The sequence below is a fragment of the Mucilaginibacter sp. genome, from assembly GCF_041663085.1.
Lineage (GTDB): Bacteria > Bacteroidota > Bacteroidia > Sphingobacteriales > Sphingobacteriaceae > Mucilaginibacter.
This window is the reverse complement of record NZ_JBAZRC010000006.1, coordinates 1-20,552: the sequence shown is the minus strand read 5'-3', so window position 1 is coordinate 20,552 and position 20,552 is coordinate 1. Positions and strand designations below refer to the sequence as shown.

The window sequence follows — 20,552 nt, the reverse complement described above, 5'->3', positions numbered from 1 at the left end:
TGCCTATTAATCAAACTTATATCTTCTTAAATTGTCGTATATTGGGTTACCGTTTAGCATTATCCAATACCCCTGATTGATGGAGAATATTTATAAGATCATTCTTGAAGAAACCCTTGCGGGGTATTGGGATTGTTATCTGCGGGAAGATAAGGTGATCTATAGCAGTGCCTTTAAAAATATATTTGGCTACCAGGATGATGAACTGCCAAACACTACCGAAACATGGGCAAACCTGATCATACCCGAAGACAGGCCGCGCATGGATGCTTGCCTTCGGCAACATTACGAAAGCCACGGTAAAAAACCATTTAATATTGATGTAAGGTACACCCACAAAAACGGCTCGACAGTTTGGATAAACAGCACAGGCCGTGTAATTGAATGGGATAATGATGAGCCGGTACGTATGGTAGGATGCCATATTGATATCAGCGATAAAAAACTCACCGAACAAACCCTCGAAATAAGCGAAGAAACATTCAGGAACGCTTTTGTGTACTCGCCTATTGGGATGGTGCTTGTATCGGTAGAAGGAAAGTTTTTAAAAGTAAACAAAAGCGTATGCGATATGCTGGGCTATACGGCCGATGAACTGATAACAAAAACTTTCCAGCAGATAACGTACCCTGAAGACCTTGAGGCTGATCTTGCCCTCCTGCAAAGAACGCTGAACAAAGAGATAAGCGGGTACCAGTTGGAAAAAAGGTATTTAAAAAAGGATGGAGGGGTTATTTGGTCATTGTTAAACGTAGGTATTGTACGCGACAAGTCTGAAGTTCCGCTGTATTTTGTTTCGCAGATAAAAGATATTACCGGGCGTAAACAGGCCGAAGCAGAATTAAAAGAAAGCGAGCGAAGGTGGATCTTTGCTTCTGAAGGGTCGGGTGGTGGCATTTGGGACCTTGACCTGGTTAATAATACTGTTTTCCACTCAAAACAATGCCTGAGTATGATAGGCCTTGAGGAAAATGAGTTTAGCAACATCCCCGGGCAATGGACAAATAGGGTGCACCCTGACGACCGGGATAAATATGTGGCAGATGTTAGGGCCTATATAAGCGGCAAGTCGGATTTTTACTCGAACCAGCACCGGGTTTTGTGTAAAGACGGTACCTACAAATGGGTGCTTGACAGGGGCAAGGTTATTGAATATGATGCAAATAACAAGCCTGCGCGTATCATTGGCACCCATACAGATATTACCGAGCAAAAAGAGCAGGAACAGCGCCTGCGCGCAACTTTAGAAGTAGTAAGCGGGCAAAACAACCGCTTGCTTAATTTTGCCTACATCGTATCGCATAACCTGCGCACCCACGCCAGCAATTTTAAAATGCTGATGGATGTACTAACCGACCCGGTTACAAACGAAACGGAAAAGCAGGAACTATCTAATCATCTGGCAAAAGTTTCTGAACAGTTAAACGAAACTATTACTAACCTTAATGAGGTAGTATCTATACAAACCAACCTCAATATTCAAACTGCTAAAGTTAATTTACTAAACTATTTTAATAGGGCTATAGCGTTACTGGCAAATGATATTAAAGCATGGGATGTAGATATCGAGAACCTTATCCCGGCCGAATGTTCCCTCATTCACAGCCCCGCTTATTTAGAAAGTATCATCTTTAATTTAATAAGCAACGCTATAAAATATCGCCCTGCTACTACCCGGCCTAAAATAACCCTGAGCTATTTTAAAGATGCCGGTGACAGGGAGGGGTTTATAGTTGCTGACAATGGCATTGGCATTGACCTGCAAAAGCATGGCAGCGACCTTTTTGGCATGTACAAAACCTTTAACGGTAACCGCGATGCGAAAGGCATGGGCCTTTTTATCACCAAAAACCAGGTAGAGGCACTGGGCGGTAAAATTGAGGTTGAAAGCCAGTTAGGCAAAGGCACAACTTTTAAAGTGTATTTAACGTAAGTATTATATGATTATAAACCGGTACTAATAATAGAATATATCTTTAAGCATCTAATAACTATTGATAATTGCATGGCTAAAACCAATAAACAAAGTGAAGTAAAATTAAAAAAGGTTTTAGGTATTGTATTCGGGGTATCAATAGTTGTGGGTAGTACCATTGGCGCCGGTATTTTGCGCGCCCCGGGCAGCATTGCCGCGCTTTTGCCCAATAAACTGCTTATACTTAGCTGCTGGCTTTTAACGGGCATGTATATTTTATTATGCGCAAGTTCATATGCCGAACTAACCGCTATGATGCCAAAGGCCGGTGGCGCATTCAATTACATAAAAAAAGCTTTTGGTACATATATTGGCTTTGCCGCCGGCTGGTTTGATTTTATATTGAATGTAAGTGCTCCCGCATTTTTCTGCATTGTTTTAGGCGAATATACCACCTTGCTTTTCCCGCAATTACAGGGGTATGATAAGGCCGTTGGTATAGGGTACTTAACCGCATTTACATTGCTTAACTTGCCCGGCATAAAAACAAGCAGCGCCACGCAAAAAATAACAAGTATTTTAAAGGTTATTTTACTTTTATTTTTGGTTGCCGGTTGTTTTTTGGCAAAGCCCCAGCAATCATCAGGCTTATTGGTTCCAGAAACTATTGTATTTAATGGAGCGCTGATAATTGCCTTTTTTAAAGCCATGCAACTAATTTTAGGTACTTACGACGGTTGGATGGCAGTTTCCTTTTTTGCAGAAGAAGATGAGAACCCCGGTAAAAATATAGCCCGGTCTTATTTTATTGGTGCTATTACCATCATTACCCTTTACCTGCTTATTAACGGGGCCATTTTATATGTGCTTCCGCTTAGTTCAATCGCTAAATCGCCATTGGCTGCTTCTGCCGCCGCCGAGGTTGCTTTTGGCAGCTGGAGTTCTGTCATCATCAATATAATAGCCATCTTTTCTGTCATCAGTATATTAAATGCGTACATGCTGATACCCTCGCGGATACTTTTTGGCTTAAGCCGCGAAGGCTTTTTTATAAAGCAGGGTGCCTTATTAAACAAGGGGGGCACCCCATACGTTTCTTTGCTGGTTTGTTATGTATTAACGCTTATTTTTATACGGTATAATACTTTTGAGCAAATCTTCTCCCTTGCGGCGGTAATGTTAACCGTTGTTACCGCTTTTTCTTTTGCATCATTATTAATGCTGCGGAAAAAAGAACCGGATCTTCATCGCCCGTATAAAGCATGGGGCTATCCTTATTTAACTATTCTTGCGCTTACGGTTAGCCTGGTGTTGTTTGTTGGCTTTGCAATAAGCGATACCAGGAGCTTTATATTTGTTGTGGCCCTTTTCCTGGTATCGTACCCCTTATACAGGCTTGTAACCAAAATAAATGGTAGCCCGACTAAAGGGCTATAATTATCGTTTGCTATCCGGGTATAAAATCACTCATCTAAATGATTACTACCAGGCGCTGTCCGCCCGGTACGTCAAGGTTCCATAGTTCGGCAATGTCCTGTAATTTAACTTGAGTAGTTTCTATTTTAAGCGCGCCTTGTGTTGCCAGCCGGAACATCTCTGGTAATATCTCACTTATAAGCTGCCCAACCTGCTGTTTAGACCAACTGCCAAGGCCTGAGCCGGTTAATTGCAGATTGACACTCCTGAGGTTTGCTGCCGATAGCTGGATCAGGTCACCGCCCATGCTACCTATCGATACGTATCTTATTTTGTTGGTGAATGAGCCATCTCCTTTTATGCAGGCCAATATCATTTCGGCGGTATGGCTCCACAGGTAATCGATTATAATATCAATCGGGGTAGTTTGATGAATTGCAGTGATCTGCGCTTTGAAGCTTTCGTCATCCTGCAATACGGATATAATTTCATCTGCACCAAGCAATAGCAGGTCATCCAGCGATTGTTGGTTGCGGCCGGTTACTATCACCTTTTTTGCGCCATAGTATTTGGCTATCTGTACCGCAATGCGGCCGGTAAAGCCGGTAGCGCCGTTTATTAGTACTACATCGCCTGGTTGTATATCCGCTTTAAATTTTAGCCCCATGGCTGCGCCCATAACACCATTTGGCAGGGCGGCCGCTGTAGCATCGTCCAACCCATTGGGCACAGGTACGGTATAGCCTTTACGGATGGTTGCTTTTTGGGCCAGCATGCCGCTTACGCCAATAGCATAAACTCGTGTGCCATCGGCAAGCAGGCAAACGCCATCGCCACCAATTATACGGCCATTGTCTTTTGGTGCTTCGCTTGAGTAATGACTGCCGGCAGCTACGCCTTTATCAAAGTGTTTAATAGCCACTGCCTTTACGGTAACTAAAACTTCATCATCGTTCTGAACGGCTGGCTCCGGGAAATCGATATATTGAGGTAATCCTCCCTTTTGGTATATTACTGCTGCTTTCATTTTCTTCTGTCTTTTTGTTAAGACAAAAGTAGGGTAGCGCTAAGCCCCTGTACGATAACATATGTTATCAAGTTTAGAAATGCGCGTTGCCTTTGGCTATTTTACTTTTTATACGGCTAAGGTGTACGGTGCTTACACCCAGGTATGAGGCGATGTAATGTTGTGGAACCCTTTGGATGATATGAGGCCGATTGTTCAGCAGGTTTTGGTAGCGTTGCTCGGGCGTATCGCGGATAAAGGAGAAAAACTCGTTCATGTAATGCATTTGCCGCTGTGCAAACATGCGCAGCATTAGTTGAACAAACTCCGGTTCGCGGGTTAACTCTTCTACCAGCCGGAGGACGTGTTTTTTAGGCAGTAAATAAACAACCGACGGCTCAATAGTTTCGATAGTTATTAAACTGGGGACGTTGTTTGTAAAACTATCAAAGGAAGTAAGCCCTTCGTTCTCGAAAAAGAACTGGACGGTTTTATCGTCGCCGTTATTGTTAAAGAATGCCCTTACGCAGCCTTTTTCTATGAAGATGTAGTTTTGTGACACCTTGCCTTCTTCCAGCAAAATTGTTTTGGCCGGGATCTCCAACCGTTCTTGATAGGGCAGGTACTTGTCCCAAAAGAAATTGAGCTGCGGGAACTTGTTTCTGAAATGGAAGATCATAGCTTCATCAGTTTTTAGGGAAATATAAGATTTCGCTTTTTAACCTGTTTAAGAGTACCACCTCATTATTAAGGTTTATGGCCACATGGCCATTGGCCGCTATCCATTTATAGTTTTTAGAAAGTACAGTAACTCCTTTATTGTTTATGATGTTATATAGCCCACGTGTTTTATAAATAAACACATCATCTGTAAATGAAAGTGGTTTGTTTTTGTTTTTAAATAACAATGTGCCTTTGTTGAAATAATACCAGAATAAGCCATTTTTAAGCGCGTATAAACCGTTGTATTTCCAAAAGTCTTTTGGTGCTGCAAAATCGTCATAAATCAAAGGAATGTCTGTTCGACTTGTGTCAAGTAAATAGAAATACCTGCCTTTTTTAATTGCTGGATACTCCCGTATCACAGGTTCACCATCGAAGTAATCTTTATCAGACAAGACCCCTTCTATTAGGTTGAAATTTTTTTGAAAACCGAAACTAATGCTCGGGCGCGGCAAAGAGACCTGGAAGCTTGTGTAAACTGCTTCTACAGCCATTTGTCCGCTTTTTTTGATGATGCCATATTTGCCATTGATTTTAACTAACCCAAACCCATTATAAAACGGATAGGCTTCTTCAAAGCCCTGGCTCAATATTTTTTTACCTGTATAGGAATTAATATAGTAATATTTTGAGGCCTGATAAGTTGGAACAATTGTGTCGTTTACTATTAAATCTTGAGCCGCATAGCCCAGGTACTTAAAATTAAACGGATATACCTTGGCGGGTAATTCAATTTGGGCAAAGCCGTAGCTTTTAATAACAACAATAAGCAGAAGTGTTATAAAAGCTCTGTGCATGTAATTAATATTATTGCTGAAGCTTGTCCAAAATGTCATCTGCCGATAGCTTCTCCTGTTCACCACTTTCCATATTTTTAAAAGTAAGCAGGCCGCTCTGCATTTCGTCGCTGCCAATTAAAACGGTGTAGGGGATCTGCTTGTTATTGGCATACTCCATTTGCTTTTTAATTTTGGCGCCGGCGGGGTAAAGTTCGGCATTGATGTTTTGGCCGCGCAGGTTTTGCAACAGGGGCAGGCCATATTTTTCGCCCTGCTCATCAAAACAGCAAATAAGTACCTGCGTACTTTGCTCTGCCGATTGCGGGAACAGGTTCAGTTCTTCCAGTACATCGTAGATCCGGTCGGCACCAAAAGAGATACCCGCGCCGGTAAGGCCTTTTAAACCGAACATGCCGGTAAGGTCGTCATAACGGCCACCGCCGCCGATGCTGCCCATGGCCACCTCGTTGGTTTTTACTTCGAAGATAGCGCCGGTGTAGTAGTTTAAGCCACGTGCAAGGGTGATGTCAAGCTCAAGTTTGGCGGTTAATGGTTTGCAGGCTGCTACGTAATTAAATACGGTTTCTATTTCATCACAACCTTTCAGGCCGATCTCTGAATTTTGTAAAGCGGCGCGTAGACTGGCAAGCTTTTCATCGTTTGTGCCTTCCAGCAGGATGATAGGTTTGATATGATCGATATCTGCCTGGGTGAAGCCACGCTCAAGCAGTTCTTTTACCACGCCGTCGAAACCTATCTTATCCAGCTTGTCGATAGCTACGGTCATGTCAATAATGCTATCGTTTTTGTCTATCACTTGTGCGATGCCCGATAGTATTTTTCTATTGTTTATTTTGATGCTGAAATCCTTTAAACCAAGCAGGCTTAAAGCTTCGTCATAGATCATGATAAATTCCGCCTCGTTCAGTAATGATGCCGAGCCAACTACATCAGCATCACACTGGTAAAACTCGCGGTAACGGCCTTTTTGCGGCCTGTCTGCCCGCCATACCGGCTGCACCTGGAAACGTTTAAAAGGGAATGTGATTTCGTTTTGGTGCTGTACAACGTAACGGGCGAAAGGCACAGTAAGGTCGTAGCGCAGGGCTTTTTCGGAGATAGATGCAGTTGCCTGGTTTGAGTTGCGCGCGGCTAATGCCTGCTCATCTGCCTTGGCTAAAAAATCACCGCTGTTTAAGATCTTAAATATCAATTTATCACCCTCATCACCGTATTTGCCGGTAAGGGTGCTGAGGTTTTCCATCGAAGGGGTTTCTATCTGCTGGTAACCGTATTTCCTGAATACGCCTTTAATGGTATCAAAAATAAAGTTACGCTTTGCCATTTCGGCGGGAGAGAAATCGCGGGTGCCCTTTGGTACAGATGGTTTGATGGATGCCATGCGGCAAAGGTACAAAAAAGCACAGAAGCTTAAAGGGCGCTTTGCAAGTCAACTCACCCGGTCATTGCTTCGCTCGACCACCCTCTCTCCGCAAGCGGAAAGGGGTTTTGCCATTCTCTTCACCCGCTACCGTAAGCGTCCCGCTTGTGGCCGCATGCCCGGTAAACGCATAGCATATTGTGTAAACTTAGCTTAGTCAAGCCGTCCTAAACCCACAAGCGGGACGCTTGCGGTAGCAGAGTTAATTGTACGCGAAAACAAAAAGACGTTTTTACCCCCGCCTAATAAGACGTTTTGAGGGTATTCCCGTTAGTTGTATTTTTTAATATTTACGTACTGGTTATCAGTAATTTATAGCATTGTTGAAATTGCAGGCTGTAAGCCTTGAAAGCCAAACTTAACAACCTTTAACCAAATCACACTCAAAATGAAAAAACAAGTATTGATAACCGCATTGCTTTGCCTGCTGGTTGTTGTATTATGGCGCTGCAGCGCACCAAAAACAGAAGCCACCGCATCTTCTGTAACCAAAAACCTGCTGCCCGATGATGTAAACCCCGTTTGCGCCATTTCCGATTCGGAATTTGCCGGCTGGTTTGCCGATGGTAAAGTGTCTCTTAACGGATTGGTTACGCCGGCAAACAGTGTTGACTTTTCTGTAACAAAGGGCAACTGCGATTTTTATGATTGGTCTGAACATATGCTGCTTTGGCTTACCTCGCCTGTAAAACAGGGCGGGTCTGTACTGGAGTCGTCATTGTTTTATGATGTTTCGGCCATTGTAAATAACGAGCGCAGGCTGGTGCCGCACGATGCAAAAAGGGTTTTAAACATGACTAACAACATCAACAAAACCGGCCCTAACGGTTTGCCTGTAATGGAAGACAGCACCGGCAGATTGCTGGAGATAGAAAATGCCGGCCCTGAAGAAAATACACCCGCCTTAGTAAAGAGTGATAAACCCGGCTCGCAGGAAGTGGCCAGCGTTCAACAGGATGCCAGGGGGATACTTCATTTTAAAGACAGTAAAAATAATGAGATAGCCCATCCAAAAGCACTTATTCGCCATGCGGTTAAAGAGAATTTTGTGGCGCGTTTTAAAGTGGGCAACCATTTTGTGTTCCTTGACTCGAAAGGCAAGCTTACACAATCAGAAGTGGGCCAGGCTACCGGCCACGTGCTGATGTCTAAACAGGGCTCGCTGGTTTACTACCTGTCGTCGGTAAATGACGTATATGCTTATTATATGACCGGCGTTAAAAATGGCGTACTGAACGGCAACCACTTCCCCATAACCGCCGCCGAACGGGACAGTGTTACGGCCTATGCACGTAAAACCGGCCACACGCTGCCCGATTCTAACGCGCTTGCGCTGGAGATTAAAACATCGTGGGTGGAAGCCAGTTCTTTGCCCGATGCAGCTCAATACTTCCAGGTGAAAGCTACCATCCCGGTTTACGATACCACCAGTAATACCAAATGGACGCCAAAGGGTGAAAAAACGGTTATGATGGCGATGGTGGGTATGCACATCGTGGGTAGTGTCGCCGGCCACCCGGAGATGATCTGGGCTACTTATGAGCATAACGGCATCACACCAAACACCGCTTATGACTATATTACTAAAGATGGTAAAACAGCCACGCAACCTGCGGATACCGGTACCGGATGGGTTTTTTCAAGCAATGCGTCTGCCACAACTGTAAACGTTCCGCACATGGGTAACCGCGATGCGCAACGCAAAACGGTGCCTTACATCACTGCTGAGACCGGCCAAACTATCAGTGCAAGTAACACGCAGCGCGTTTTTGCCTGGGGTGCTTTCGGGATAGCTAACCCAAGGTCTAAATCTGCGGCGGCCTCTAATACCGAATTGATATCGATCAACAAAACAGTTGAGGCATTACTTTCGCCGGGTGATGTGCGGGCAAATTACCTGCTGATAGGCGCTACCTGGACAGAAAAAGGTGCGGCACCAAACGGGAAAAGTTACAGCGCCGAATTTTCTGCACCAGGATCGGCAGTAGGTACCAACGTTTTGGCCAACAGTACTATGGAAACCTATTTCCAAACATCCAGCAAATCGTGCTTTACCTGCCACAGCAATAGTGTAGTGAATGGGGTATTGCCTGCAGATCTGAGCCACTTTTTTAAGTCGCTGCAACCGATGATAGTTGCAAAAGCAATAGGTAAGTAATGATAAAGGCTTCTTTGCCCTTACATGGTGCCTCTTTCAAATAGGGTAAAAATGTCTTTGTGCGATTGACTCACCCGGTCGTTGCTACGCTCGACCACCCTCTCTCCGCAAGCGGAAAGAGGGTTAAAACTGTATGTGTTTTCTCACCCTCTTTGCGCAGCAGAGAGGGTCGACCAGCGAAGCATAGTCGGGGTGAGTAATAACGAAAATATTATTAAAATAAAAAAGCCCTTGCTATGCACAGCAAGGGCTTTTTTGATTAACTATTAACTTATCTTAAATTAGTTGGTTGCTTGTTTAGCTTGGTTTTTCATGGCATCATTTGCCACTATCACAATTTCAACCCTGCGGTTTTGGCTGCGGCCTTCAACGGTATTGTTATCTGCAATTGGCTCGCTTTCACCTTTGCCGCTTGTGCTTAAACGTGAGTTAGCCACACTATTTGCAGAGATATATGCTTTTACAGATTCGGCCCTGCGTACAGAAAGGTTTTGGTTATACTCATCGGTACCGGTATTATCTGTATGGCCCACAATTAAGATGTTTGTTTGTGGGTTGTTTTGTAATGATGCTGCCAGGTTAGCAAGGTTTGTACGTGCAGCGGGTTTTAAATCTGATGAGTTGGTATCGAACAAGATACCTGAATCAAATTTAACCAATATACCTTCACCTTCGCGGGTTACGGTTGCGCCCGGTACGGTTTGTTTAATTTCGGCAGCCTGCCTGTCCATGTTACGGCCAATAAATGCACCGGCTGTACCACCAACGGCACCACCAATAATTGCTCCTAATGCAGTGTTCCCTGCTGCCTTACCAATAAATGCACCTATGGTACCACCGGCACCTGCGCCTATAGCCGCGCCTTTTTGGGTTTTGGTTAATGAATCGCAGCCAGAGCCTAATATGCCTAATGAGGCTAATGCAATGCTATACGTAGCAATTTTTATTTTTAGTGTTTTCATTTTTAAATTGGTGTGTGTAATTAATTGATTATTTGCAAAGCGAATGCCAAAGACCAAAACTATATATTATTAAAATATTACGGATATTTTGAAAACCAATCCATACTATAACAACATATTTTTAAGATTTGAGAAAATAACGGTGCGTTAACAATAATACGCTAAATAATAAGCTATGCAGTGCTGCCTTTTATTTAGTACAACAATTATAGTATGGGCGCATTGCCGGTAAGTTTTATGGGGAAAGTTAAGGTAAATGTACTGCCAACCCCTTTCTCAGAAACTACATCTATACCTATCTGGTGAAACCCCGCTATAGACTTTACAATAGGCAGGCCCAGCCCGAAGCTATCCTGGGAAAGTGATTGCTTCATTTTTTTAAAACGGTTAAATATATACGGCAATTCTTCGGCTGCAATACCAATGCCGGTATCTGTTATTTTAATGGTGTAATTGTTTCTTACCCACTGCCCCGTAACTGTTATTTCGCCATCGGGGCGGTTATATTTAATAGCGTTATTAATCAAATTGAACAGCAGGTTAAACAACAGGAATTTATTTACGCCAAGCAATTCTACATTATCTATAACCAGCATGGCCAGGCTAATGTTCCTATCCTGCAGGCGGATGGAGATCTCTTCATAAACATCCTGCAGCAAGTCGTTCACAGATATGATATCTTCCTTCAAAAACTGGTCGTTCTCTATCTGCGATATCAGCAGCAGGGTTTTGGTAATACTTTTTAACCGGTTCAATATTTTTTGCATCTCCAGCAGGCGCACTTTTAGGTCGTCGGCAATATCATCCTGCTCAAACATATTCTCAATTTTTGATTGCAGGATAGAGATAGGGGTCATTAGTTCGTGCGATGCATTGGATATAAACTCCCGTTCTTTCTGGAAGGTAGTTTCAATGGTTTCCACCATTTTGTGTATGCTCAGGTCAAGGTGTTGAAAATCAGAGGTGCTGGTTTTAACCTCCTTGTAAACCGTAAGCTTGGGGAATTTGTTGCCAATAAGCTTGGTGCGGATAATGATGCTTAACGGGCGCAGGATGTAGTTAGAGTAGATCTGATCTGCCAGGATGGTGAGCAGTATCATCCCCAGTAATATCTGGAAAGCTATGTTTTGCAGCGGCCCGGTGGTTTCGCCAATGGTTTCGGCACTCTTGCCTATCTCAAGCAAATAATTTTTTTTACCGGCTTTAAAAGTGTGGCTTAATATGCGGTAGTCAATGGTGTCGCGCTCCACAATGCGCCGCTCGTCCCTAATCGTATCTAAATCATAGTTTACTATCTCCAGGCTGATGAACTCTTCTTTCAACGGCAGGTAACTGCCATAGTTATCTCCGTCTTCTATATAGTATTTAATGCCGTTATCCCTCACCTTTTGCAAAAACTTATCCTTTTGCTTTACCAGGCGGTTATCGGTATAGTTTTTATTTATTTTTTCGATAATATTGGGCAGCAGCAGGATAAAAAGGGTTACAATAACCAGTTTTGATATGGCATTAAACAGTGTAAGTTTGGTTTGGAGTTTCAAATACTTAAACGTTTGTTTTAATCCGGTAGCCCAGGCCGCGTACGGTTTCCAGCCAATCGGCGGGGGCAAATACACTTAGTTTTTTACGTATATTTTTTATGTGTGCATCAATAAAGTTCGAGTCGTAGTCATCATTAATAACGCTGCCCCAAATATGCTCGCTTAACTGGGCGCGGGTTAGGGTGCGGTTTTTATGCAGTAGTAAATAAGCTATCAGGTCAAATTCCTTTTTAGTGATGGTGTTTACCGGGTTAACATGATAAAGGATGGTACGGTCGGTAATATTCACCAAAAAGCCATCCAGATCTATAACCGTTTGGGTAATGCCAAATTTTCTGCGGGTGATGGCCTGCATGCGGCTCTGCAGCTCTAAAAGCGAAAATGGTTTTGCCAGGTAATCATCTGCGCCAAGGTCAAGGCCCTTTACGCGGTCGGTAACTTCGGCGCGGGCAGTAAGGATAATACACGCTGCCTCGGGGTTTGCCTTTTTTGCCTCTCTTAGCAAATCAAGCCCTTCGTAATCCGGCAGGCCAAGGTCAAGCAGGATAAAATCATACAGGTTAACAGCGATTTTTTCTGACGCTGATGCGCCATCATAGCAAATTTCGCAGATGTAGTTATTCTTCACCAGGAAAAATTCCAGTTCGTGGGCAAGTGCCTTTTCGTCCTCAATGATCAATACATTCATCTAATAAAACACGTAATAAAAGGTGAAATTAAAAAACGATTCGCGGCGATTTTTTAAAACCCCTTCCACGTTTACCGGGATAGAATATTTATAGGAAGCCTCCAGCGTATAGTGCGGCATATTATAAGCCAGGGGTATTTTAAAGCTATAATTCAGCATATTAAATTTAGCATTTGCCCTGGCGCGGCGGCCATTTTCATTTACAACAGCAATGTTGTCAACTTCTAAGCGGGTATCATGGTCAACTGCGTATCGCTGCACAAAGTTTTGTGTGCCAAAAATGAGGTTAACGCTTGGGTTAACAGAAATAAAATCCTGATCGTTAAAAATATTAAAGCTGCTTTCGAAATATTTGGAGTTGCTGATGGTCGTAAAAACATCGTACGATTTGCCGAAAAGGTAATCAACCGTAGCGCTTGTTTTAAGGTATTTCCAATCAAAACTATTCTTCCAGTTAATATCGTTAGATGCGGATGATTTGATGATATTGGCTTCTTTGTTAAATATGAAGCGTGTATAACTTACCGTACCGGTGAATTTTTTAGAGAGGCGATAATAATAGCCGCCGCCAAGGTCTATCTCATCAACCAGGGGCTTGTAGCCCAATACTTTTACAGCCGAACCATATACAAAAAAACCGGGCTTTGTATTAATAATAAGATCGGTAGACATGAACGGGTATTTAATGGGGCCCGTACGGCCGAAAAAAAGCGCATCGCTGCCGTAGCTTATCCCTGCAGATACCGAGGTTTTACGCACAACGGTATCCGTATCTGCAACTGCATACCCGTCGCGGTATTTTACCATAAACGGCTTTACTGCAGCGGCATGTAATGCATTGCAAGTAATAATAAATAACAGGGCGCCAAAATATCTCATTAATGTAGCTGTAATATTAGTCGTTTCTCCTTGGTATTTCGGGTGGCCGTTCCAACCCTTCGGGCCTGCGCTGCCGTTTAGGTTTTGGTTTTGCCGGGTCAACAGTTTCTATCTTTTCGGGCTTCGGCTGTTTTTTGGCCTTGGCAACCTCCTTGATTTTCTTTTTGTCTTCTTCTGATTGCTTTTGTTTGCCTTTTGTTAAAGTTGTATCTTGTTGTAACGAATAAATTGTGTTAAATGATACAGTACTGTGAGCATGAAAAAGATTACTGTGAAAGCGTGCACTGCTTTTAGCGTATGACAAACGTGGTGCGAATATCAGTAAAAGTACAATATACAAAAACCACTTTATCATTTGAAGGGGAGAAACACTTTAATATTGCAAAGATACGCAGGCAACCGCGTATAGGTGTATTAAATTATTGTATGTAAAAATGCGCTAAACACACGGGGCTTTATCCCTGTTTATTTAGCGCGTTAAAGTATTGTATAATAGGTTTATGGTAAAGGTAAGCATTGGGCTTACATCATCACACTTATATTTTTTGATGTATATACACGTGCATGGTCATCAACAATGATGCACGCTATTTGGTTAAGCTTGTTTATTAAATATAAACCGGCGTTTACGCCCATGGCAATAATAGGGGTGGCCATGGCATCGGCAAGTTCGGCACCGGGTGTAATAACGCTTACGCTTTCAATTTTACTAACCGGAAAACCGTTCTCGGGGTTAATATCGGTTTTAGCTTTGATGTTATTGATACTGGTATATTTTTCTGTATTGTAAGATGTTGCAACCGCCATGTTGCTGATATTTACCGCAGCATAAGGCTGGTTGGCCTGTGAGGGATCGGCAGTGGCAATGGTCCAGGGGGTATTGTCGGGTTGCAGGCCCCAGGTAAGCAGGTCGCCACCGGCGTTAATAACACCGCTGCTAACGCCTTCCATTTGTAATATGTATTTTGCCCTGTCGGCGGCATAACCGCGGCTTATGGCGCCAAAACCTATACGCATACCTTTGTTTTTAAGAAATACGGTTTGTGCATCAAAGTTTAGCACAACATTGGTATAGTTGGTAAGGCTTATTTTCTTTTTTAACTTTTTAGCAGGGGCAACAGCAACAGGGGTATACATATCGTCGGCATCAGTATTCACCGTGTTGTAGGTAATATCAAATGAGCCATCAGTAAGGGACGATATTTGTATAGCCCTGTCAATTATCCTGAAGGTTTCTGCATCTACGCGTACCGGCTGCACGCCCGCATTACGGTTAATGGCATTTATAGAGCTGTCTTCATTAAACGTGCTTAATAATTTTTCAACCCGGTTTATTTCGCTAATAGCGCTATCAATACGTGCCAGCGCCCAAATATGGTCATTAGCTACTAAACTGATCTCGAACCTGTTGCCCATTAAACGAACCTCGCGGTTAAAAATGGTTGAAGTGCCTGTTAAATTTTTTACTGCCAGCATAAGTAATAGCGTTATAAACAGTTAAGTTGTTGTATTTACAATTACGTAACATAATATGTAAACGCAACTCCACAAACGCTAAAATAGTGGGGCATTATGAAATTGGCATGAAATGCGGGTTTCTATAAATGAAAAAAGCACCATATAGGTGCTTTCAATTTTATAATTATAATAATTTTTTAGGCTGCTGTACCTTCTTTTAACCTTTCGGCGTTCTCTGCAAATTGCAGTGCTTCCATAATTTCCTGCAAATCGCCGTTCATAACACCGGTTAAATTATAGATGGTTAACCCTATGCGGTGCTCGGTTAAGCGGCCTTGCGGATAGTTATAGGTACGCACTTTAGCGCTCCTGTCGCCGGTGGCAACCATGGTTTTACGCCTTTTAGAGGTTTCTTCCAGGTGCTTTTGCAGTTCCATTTCGTAAACACGCGAGCGTAATACGCCTAAAGCTTTATCATAGTTTTTTAACTGCGATTTTTGATCCTGGCACTGTGCCACTATACCTGTAGGGATGTGCGTTAAACGTACGGCAGAATAGGTGGTATTTACCGACTGGCCACCCGGACCAGATGCACAGAACAAGTCCTTGCGGATATCACTTACCTGTAAATCAATATCAAACTCATCAACCTCGGGCAGTACCACTACCGATGCAGCAGATGTATGCACACGGCCCTGGGTTTCGGTATCGGGCACACGCTGTACACGGTGCACGCCGCTTTCATATTTAAAGTTGCCGTAAGCATCCTCGGCGTTTACACTAAATACGATCTCTTTATAACCGCCGGCAGTACCTTCGGTGTAATCAACCAGTTCGGTTTTCCAGCCGCGGCGTTCGCAATAACGCATATACATACGGTAAAGGTCGCCTGCAAAAAGCGCGGCCTCATCACCACCTGTACCACCACGTATCTCGATCATGGCGTTTTTAGAATCCTCAGGGTCTTTTGGTATCAGCATCAAACGGATAACTTCTTCCATTTCATCCTGTTTTACCAGTAACTCATCTAATTCAGCCTTAGCCATCTCGCGAAATTCTTCATCTTTCTCGGTAGCTAAAATTTCTTTGTTGCTTTCAATGTTGCTCATAATGTTTTTGTAAACATTGTACTGATCAACAATTTTGGCAAGGTCTTTATATTCCTTGTTCATCTGGGCAAAACGCTTCATATCAGTCATGGCATCAGGACTGCTTAAGTCGCCTTCTACGGTTTTCCAGCGTTGAAATATTAATTCTAATTTCTCTAACATCTTCTTATTTGAAAATCAATTGCAGTGTTTAATAGGTACTGCAGCCCCGCTTTTCACGGCAAGCTTTTTGCCTGCCCGCTAATCAATCACACAAAGCTTTATGTTACAATCGGGTTTAGCGTTGTTATTGCAAGCAAAAAACATGCAAAAATACGCATTTATCGGCACATAATAAATTCAGCCAATTGTAAAGAGATTTTAGGAGGTAGGCAGGGTGCATACCAATCGTACCTACGGCACGAAAACTTAGGCATTAAACGGGATGCTACCGACCAGTTGCTCCTACGGAGCAAGGGGAATTATTCCAATCAATCGTACCCCGGCACAAAAATTAAGGGCTCAATGGATTGCTACCCGGCCAATTGTTCCTACGGGCAAGGGAAATATTCCAAACAATCGTACCCCGGCAAAAAATCACGTGCTCAATGGATTGCTACTACGACTATCGACCAATTGCGCTTACGGAGCAAGGGAAATATTCCAATCAATCGTACCTCGGCACAAAAAAGTAGGGGCTGAATGATTGCTACTACTACTACTACTACCGGCCGATTATTCCTACAGAAAAAGAAATATTCCAATCAACCGTGCCTACGGCACAAAAATCACGTGCTCAATGGATTGCTACTACGACTATCGACCGATTATTCCTACAGAAAAAGAAATATTCCAATCAACCGTACCTACGGCACAAAAATCACGTGCTCAATGGATTGCTACTACGACTATCGACCAATTGCGCTTACGGAGCAAGGGAAATATTCTAATCAATCGTGCCTCGGCAAAAAATCACGTGCTCAATGGATTGCTACTGCGACTATTGACCAATTGCTCCTACAGAAAAAGAAATATTCCAATCAATGGATTGCTACCGGCCAATTGCGCTTACGGAGCAAGGGAAACATTCCAATCATCGTACCTCGGCACAAAAAATTAGGGGCTGAATGGATTGCTACTACGACTACCGGCCAATTGCTCCTACGGGGCAAGGGAAATATTGTATTTTCTATAATGCTATTATTACCCCATCGGGGTTACAGGTAGGTAGAAATATAATAAGTAAGGTTTTTCGTGCCGTAGGTACGACTGATCGCAAATAATTCCAGCATGGTCGCAGTTTTAAATTCGAAATGATACTGTAATAACAAAACAAACGTTCTTTAATGCACCATGTGTAAAACCATTGTTGTATATTAACCGTAGTTACAGTATCTATCAATTTAAATAAACTTATTATGGGAGCACCAGAAATTATATTGATCATTATTGCCATTTTAGTGTTATTCGGCGGCAAAAAAATCCCCGAAATGATGAGAGGCCTTGGCAAGGGCATTAAAGATTTTAAAGCCGCGCAAGAACCGGAACCTATCCCGGTAGAGGTTAAAGAAACAAAGATCTAAAATAACTAATGGCTGCTGTAAAGGCGGCCATTTTTATTAGCAACCTGGTCGAAGCTTTTAGCTTCGTCCTAAAATGAGTTAAGCTTTCGCCGTTGTTGGTGTTGTCACCAACAACCTTTAGACAGGTAGTAAGCAAGCATGGCGGCTTGTTGGTGACAACACCAACAAGGGCGGAAAGGCGGCCATTTTTGTTTACTATACCTATGCAACCTGGTCGAAGCTTTTAGCTTCGTCCTAAAATGAGTTAAGCTTTCGCCGTTGTTGGTGTTGTCACCAACAACCTTTAGACAGATAGTAAGCAAGCATGGCGGCTTGTTGGTTACAACACCAACAAGGGCGGAATCTTGAATTTCAAAATCTGACATTACTTCATCATTCAAAATTCGATGTTCGTTATTTCCTATCCCTTTTCAAACCACTTCAATTCCAAATTATCCCCATCAAAAACCGCATAGGTATTATAATTCACCCATTCGCCAAGGTTTACATAGCGGCTGTTATCGGGCAAGGCAATATCCAAAGGCAGGTGCCTGTGGCCAAAAACAAAATAATCGAAGTGCCGGCTTTTAAGTACTTCAAGCGAATACGCCTCCAGCCATTCCTGTTGATGCTGTATTTTTTCGGTATCCTGTTTACCGGCTATCCGGCTTTGGTGCGACCACGCATTGGCAATACCCACGCCCAAATTGGGGTGCAGCCTGGCAAAAAGCCACTGGCATACCTTACTGCGGAAAAACTTTTTCAGGAATTTATAAAACTGATCGCCGGGGCCAAGTCCGTCGCCGTGGTGCAGGTAGAATTTTTTGCCGCCACGCTCCATCTCCAGTTCGTTGGTGATGATGGTAGCGCCAAGTTCCTGTACAAAGTAATCAAACATCCACATATCGTGGTTGCCCTTAAACAGGTATAGCTTTACGCCTGCATCAGTTAGCTGTGCAAGTTTACCTAAAAAGCGGATGTACCCTTTAGGCACCACCGTTTTGTATTCAAACCAAAAATCAAATACATCGCCCATCAAAAAAAGCTCGGCAACATCATCTTTGATCATATCCAACCAGCGGATAATACGGTCTTCCCGTTCGCGCGACGAAGCGTACCCAGCGGCACCCAAATGAAAATCAGAAGCGAAATATAAATTTTTACCGGTTGGCATATATTTTCAAAAGTACGGGAATAAATGGCAGCTGGCAAATAGGTTTGTTTACGCAAGCACTAAACAATTATGTCAGTCTGAGCCTGTCGAAGACCTGGACGTCATACAATGTCTGCGAATGGTTCGACAAGCTCACCATGACATAGCCCGGGTTGTAAGGATTAGGAAAGGTCGGTAACATGCCTATCGGATACGCGAAGTATCGCGTCTCTACGGGTACAGTAATGTAGAGACGCGATACTTCGCGTCTTTAACCGCCCTGTTAAACCTAGATGCATATTTTAATATTTGTCAATTACAAACTCGCGTTCTCCTGCGGGATAAACTGCAGGCGTTTAGCAAAATAAATATCCCAGCTGTGTTGTTGCTGCCGGTTGGTCATGTGCTCGGTATCCTCGTCGTAATCCTGGTTTAGCTGTTTGTATTTGGCATCAATACGGTTAAATATAGCCATTGCTTCGGCATTGTAGTTATACGTGAAACGGGTACGCTCAATAGCCCTTAAAACTTCCTGCTGCTCTAAATAGGCAATGGTATAATGCCCCTGCTCGTGTTTTAAAACTTCGGCTAACTGATCGGCGCCGGTAATGCGAGATCTATCCATCCACGATTTATAGTTGTTCATGTACAGGCGCACATTGGCATGCAAAATATAATTACCATCGTTACGGCTGGCCTGGTATGTAAAATTGATAGTGCAATTGGTGTATGCAATAACCCCGCGCCCGTTTACCCGCGGCGCCCCCTGGAAATCATTAACCGTTAACATACGGTGCGGTTGCGCCAAAGCAGGGTTTAACGCAAAGCATAGCAGTGCACAGGCGCAAAAAACGCGTAAGTATTTTAATATCATGTAGCCAACTTGTAAAGTGAAACTTTACTTTTTGACTGCCTCGCTATGTAAATGGTTTAAAGCCATCATTTCTTTCATGGTGTGCTGCATGCCCTCGGTAGAGCCATCCAGGAAAATAACGTTGCCTTTTGAGTTTTCGGCGAAGTGTTTGATAGATTCTGTCCACATGGTGAAAAGGATAACTGAGGTATCCATATTGGCACCCTGCATCTCTTTGGCGGCAACCGTCATACCCTTGGCCACTTCCTCGCGGAATAAGGCGATACCCTGGCCACGCAACTGTGCAGCCTGGCGCTCGGCCTCGGCAGAGATTTTTATCGCATTACCCTCAGCTTCGGCAGCTTTGGTTTTGGTGATCAGCAGGGCCTGGCCTTCGTTCTCGGCAGCAGCCTTAAGGTTGTTTGATGCCACCACCTGGCTCATCGATTTCATGATGATATCATCAAAGGTAATATCGTTCAGTTGCAGATCCTGCAGGTGATAGCCCCAGCCTTCCAGTATAGTGTCCAGTTGTTCTTTTACGTGTTCCACAATGTCGCGGCGAAGTATCAATACTTCACTTTGGCGTTTGGTGGCTACAAAGGCGCGGATAGAGCCTTCAACGGTGCGGATAAGCGCCTGCATCAGGTTACGCTCATCAACAAACTTAAAGGCTACGTTTTTAATGCTTTCTTCCTGCTGATCTAATACCGAATACAACAGCATGGCCTTGAAGTAAACATTGGCCTGGTCAAAAGTTACAGCCTGGAACTCCAGTTCAACAGAGCGGTTCTGGATAGATATTTTTGAGTAGATCTGCTCTACCAGCGGTATTTTAAAGTTTAAGCCCGGCGTAAGTATGCGGCGATATTTACCAAATATGGTGACTACGGCAATGGTACCCTGTTTAACGGCTACAAAGGATGATAG

18 protein-coding genes are annotated in these 20,552 nt (G+C 43.4%); 4 read left to right on the top strand and 14 right to left on the bottom strand.

The window, feature by feature from the left end:
- Positions 1-79: 79 nt before the first annotated feature.
- Positions 80-1,933 carry a PAS domain S-box protein gene (locus WC615_RS03160; RefSeq protein ID WP_372976693.1) on the top strand — a complete coding sequence of 618 codons (1,854 nt, stop codon included), beginning with the start codon at positions 80-82 and terminating at the stop codon, positions 1,931-1,933.
- Positions 1,934-2,005: 72 nt separating this feature from the next.
- Complete coding sequence (locus tag WC615_RS03155) at positions 2,006-3,352, top strand: APC family permease (protein ID WP_372976692.1); 1,347 nt, start codon at positions 2,006-2,008, stop codon at positions 3,350-3,352.
- Between the two features lie 34 nt (positions 3,353-3,386).
- Here the strand turns inward: WC615_RS03155 and WC615_RS03150 are convergent, their stop codons facing one another.
- The 4 genes from WC615_RS03150 to hisS all read right to left on the bottom strand — a co-directional run bounded on the left by WC615_RS03150 (position 3,387) and on the right by hisS (position 7,241).
- Positions 3,387-4,358 (bottom strand): zinc-binding alcohol dehydrogenase family protein, encoded by a 972-nt coding sequence (locus WC615_RS03150; protein ID WP_372976691.1) that lies wholly within the window; start codon positions 4,356-4,358, stop codon positions 3,387-3,389.
- 73 nt (positions 4,359-4,431) lie between these two features.
- The gene (locus WC615_RS03145) at positions 4,432-5,016 is read right to left on the bottom strand and encodes a Crp/Fnr family transcriptional regulator (RefSeq protein WP_372976690.1); all 585 of its coding nucleotides are present in this window, start codon (positions 5,014-5,016) and stop codon (positions 4,432-4,434) included.
- Positions 5,017-5,023: 7 nt separating this feature from the next.
- A complete protein-coding gene (locus WC615_RS03140; protein ID WP_372976689.1) occupies positions 5,024-5,857 on the bottom strand; it encodes a WG repeat-containing protein in 834 nt (277 codons plus the stop codon).
- 10 nt (positions 5,858-5,867) lie between these two features.
- Complete coding sequence (hisS, locus tag WC615_RS03135) at positions 5,868-7,241, bottom strand: histidine--tRNA ligase (RefSeq protein ID WP_372976688.1); 1,374 nt, start codon at positions 7,239-7,241, stop codon at positions 5,868-5,870.
- Positions 7,242-7,668: 427 nt separating this feature from the next.
- Between hisS and WC615_RS03130 the strand changes: the two genes are divergently transcribed.
- Positions 7,669-9,438: a hypothetical protein gene (locus WC615_RS03130; protein WP_372976687.1), complete on the top strand. Its 1,770-nt coding sequence runs from the start codon at positions 7,669-7,671 to the stop codon at positions 9,436-9,438.
- 281 nt (positions 9,439-9,719) lie between these two features.
- On the opposite strand, the gene WC615_RS03125 is transcribed toward WC615_RS03130, so the two are convergent.
- The 7 genes from WC615_RS03125 to prfA form a co-directional block, all read right to left on the bottom strand.
- Positions 9,720-10,400: an OmpA family protein gene (locus WC615_RS03125; protein ID WP_372976686.1), complete on the bottom strand. Its 681-nt coding sequence runs from the start codon at positions 10,398-10,400 to the stop codon at positions 9,720-9,722.
- Positions 10,401-10,606: 206 nt separating this feature from the next.
- The gene (locus tag WC615_RS03120) at positions 10,607-12,010 is read right to left on the bottom strand and encodes a sensor histidine kinase (RefSeq protein WP_372976685.1); all 1,404 of its coding nucleotides are present in this window, start codon (positions 12,008-12,010) and stop codon (positions 10,607-10,609) included.
- Positions 11,946-12,629, bottom strand: coding sequence for a response regulator transcription factor (locus tag WC615_RS03115; protein WP_191174965.1), 684 nt, complete (start codon positions 12,627-12,629; stop codon positions 11,946-11,948). The genes WC615_RS03120 and WC615_RS03115 overlap by 65 nt, the downstream gene beginning before the upstream one ends.
- Entirely contained in the window at positions 12,630-13,508 is an 879-nt protein-coding gene (locus WC615_RS03110; protein ID WP_372976684.1) for a hypothetical protein, read from the bottom strand.
- Between the two features lie 16 nt (positions 13,509-13,524).
- The gene (locus tag WC615_RS03105; protein ID WP_372976683.1) at positions 13,525-13,863 is read right to left on the bottom strand and encodes a hypothetical protein; all 339 of its coding nucleotides are present in this window, start codon (positions 13,861-13,863) and stop codon (positions 13,525-13,527) included.
- A gap of 167 nt (positions 13,864-14,030) precedes the next feature.
- A complete protein-coding gene (locus WC615_RS03100) occupies positions 14,031-14,984 on the bottom strand; it encodes an FAD:protein FMN transferase (protein ID WP_372976682.1) in 954 nt (317 codons plus the stop codon).
- Between the two features lie 179 nt (positions 14,985-15,163).
- On the bottom strand, positions 15,164-16,237 hold the full coding sequence (prfA, locus tag WC615_RS03095; protein WP_372976681.1) for a peptide chain release factor 1: 1,074 nt from the start codon (positions 16,235-16,237) through the stop codon (positions 15,164-15,166).
- Between the two features lie 1,235 nt (positions 16,238-17,472).
- Between prfA and tatA the strand changes: the two genes are divergently transcribed.
- Positions 17,473-17,637, top strand: a complete 165-nt coding sequence (gene tatA, locus WC615_RS03090; RefSeq protein ID WP_372976680.1) for a twin-arginine translocase TatA/TatE family subunit — start codon at positions 17,473-17,475, stop codon at positions 17,635-17,637.
- Positions 17,638-18,037: 400 nt separating this feature from the next.
- Here tatA and WC615_RS03085 read toward each other — a convergent pair whose 3' ends face one another.
- The 3 genes from WC615_RS03085 to WC615_RS03075 form a co-directional block, all read right to left on the bottom strand.
- Entirely contained in the window at positions 18,038-18,790 is a 753-nt protein-coding gene (locus tag WC615_RS03085) for a UDP-2,3-diacylglucosamine diphosphatase (RefSeq protein ID WP_372976679.1), read from the bottom strand.
- A 295-nt stretch (positions 18,791-19,085) separates the two neighbouring features.
- Positions 19,086-19,643: a hypothetical protein gene (locus tag WC615_RS03080; protein WP_372976678.1), complete on the bottom strand. Its 558-nt coding sequence runs from the start codon at positions 19,641-19,643 to the stop codon at positions 19,086-19,088.
- A gap of 24 nt (positions 19,644-19,667) precedes the next feature.
- A partial coding sequence (locus tag WC615_RS03075) for an SPFH domain-containing protein (protein WP_372976677.1) occupies positions 19,668-20,552 on the bottom strand: 885 nt, incomplete at its 5' end.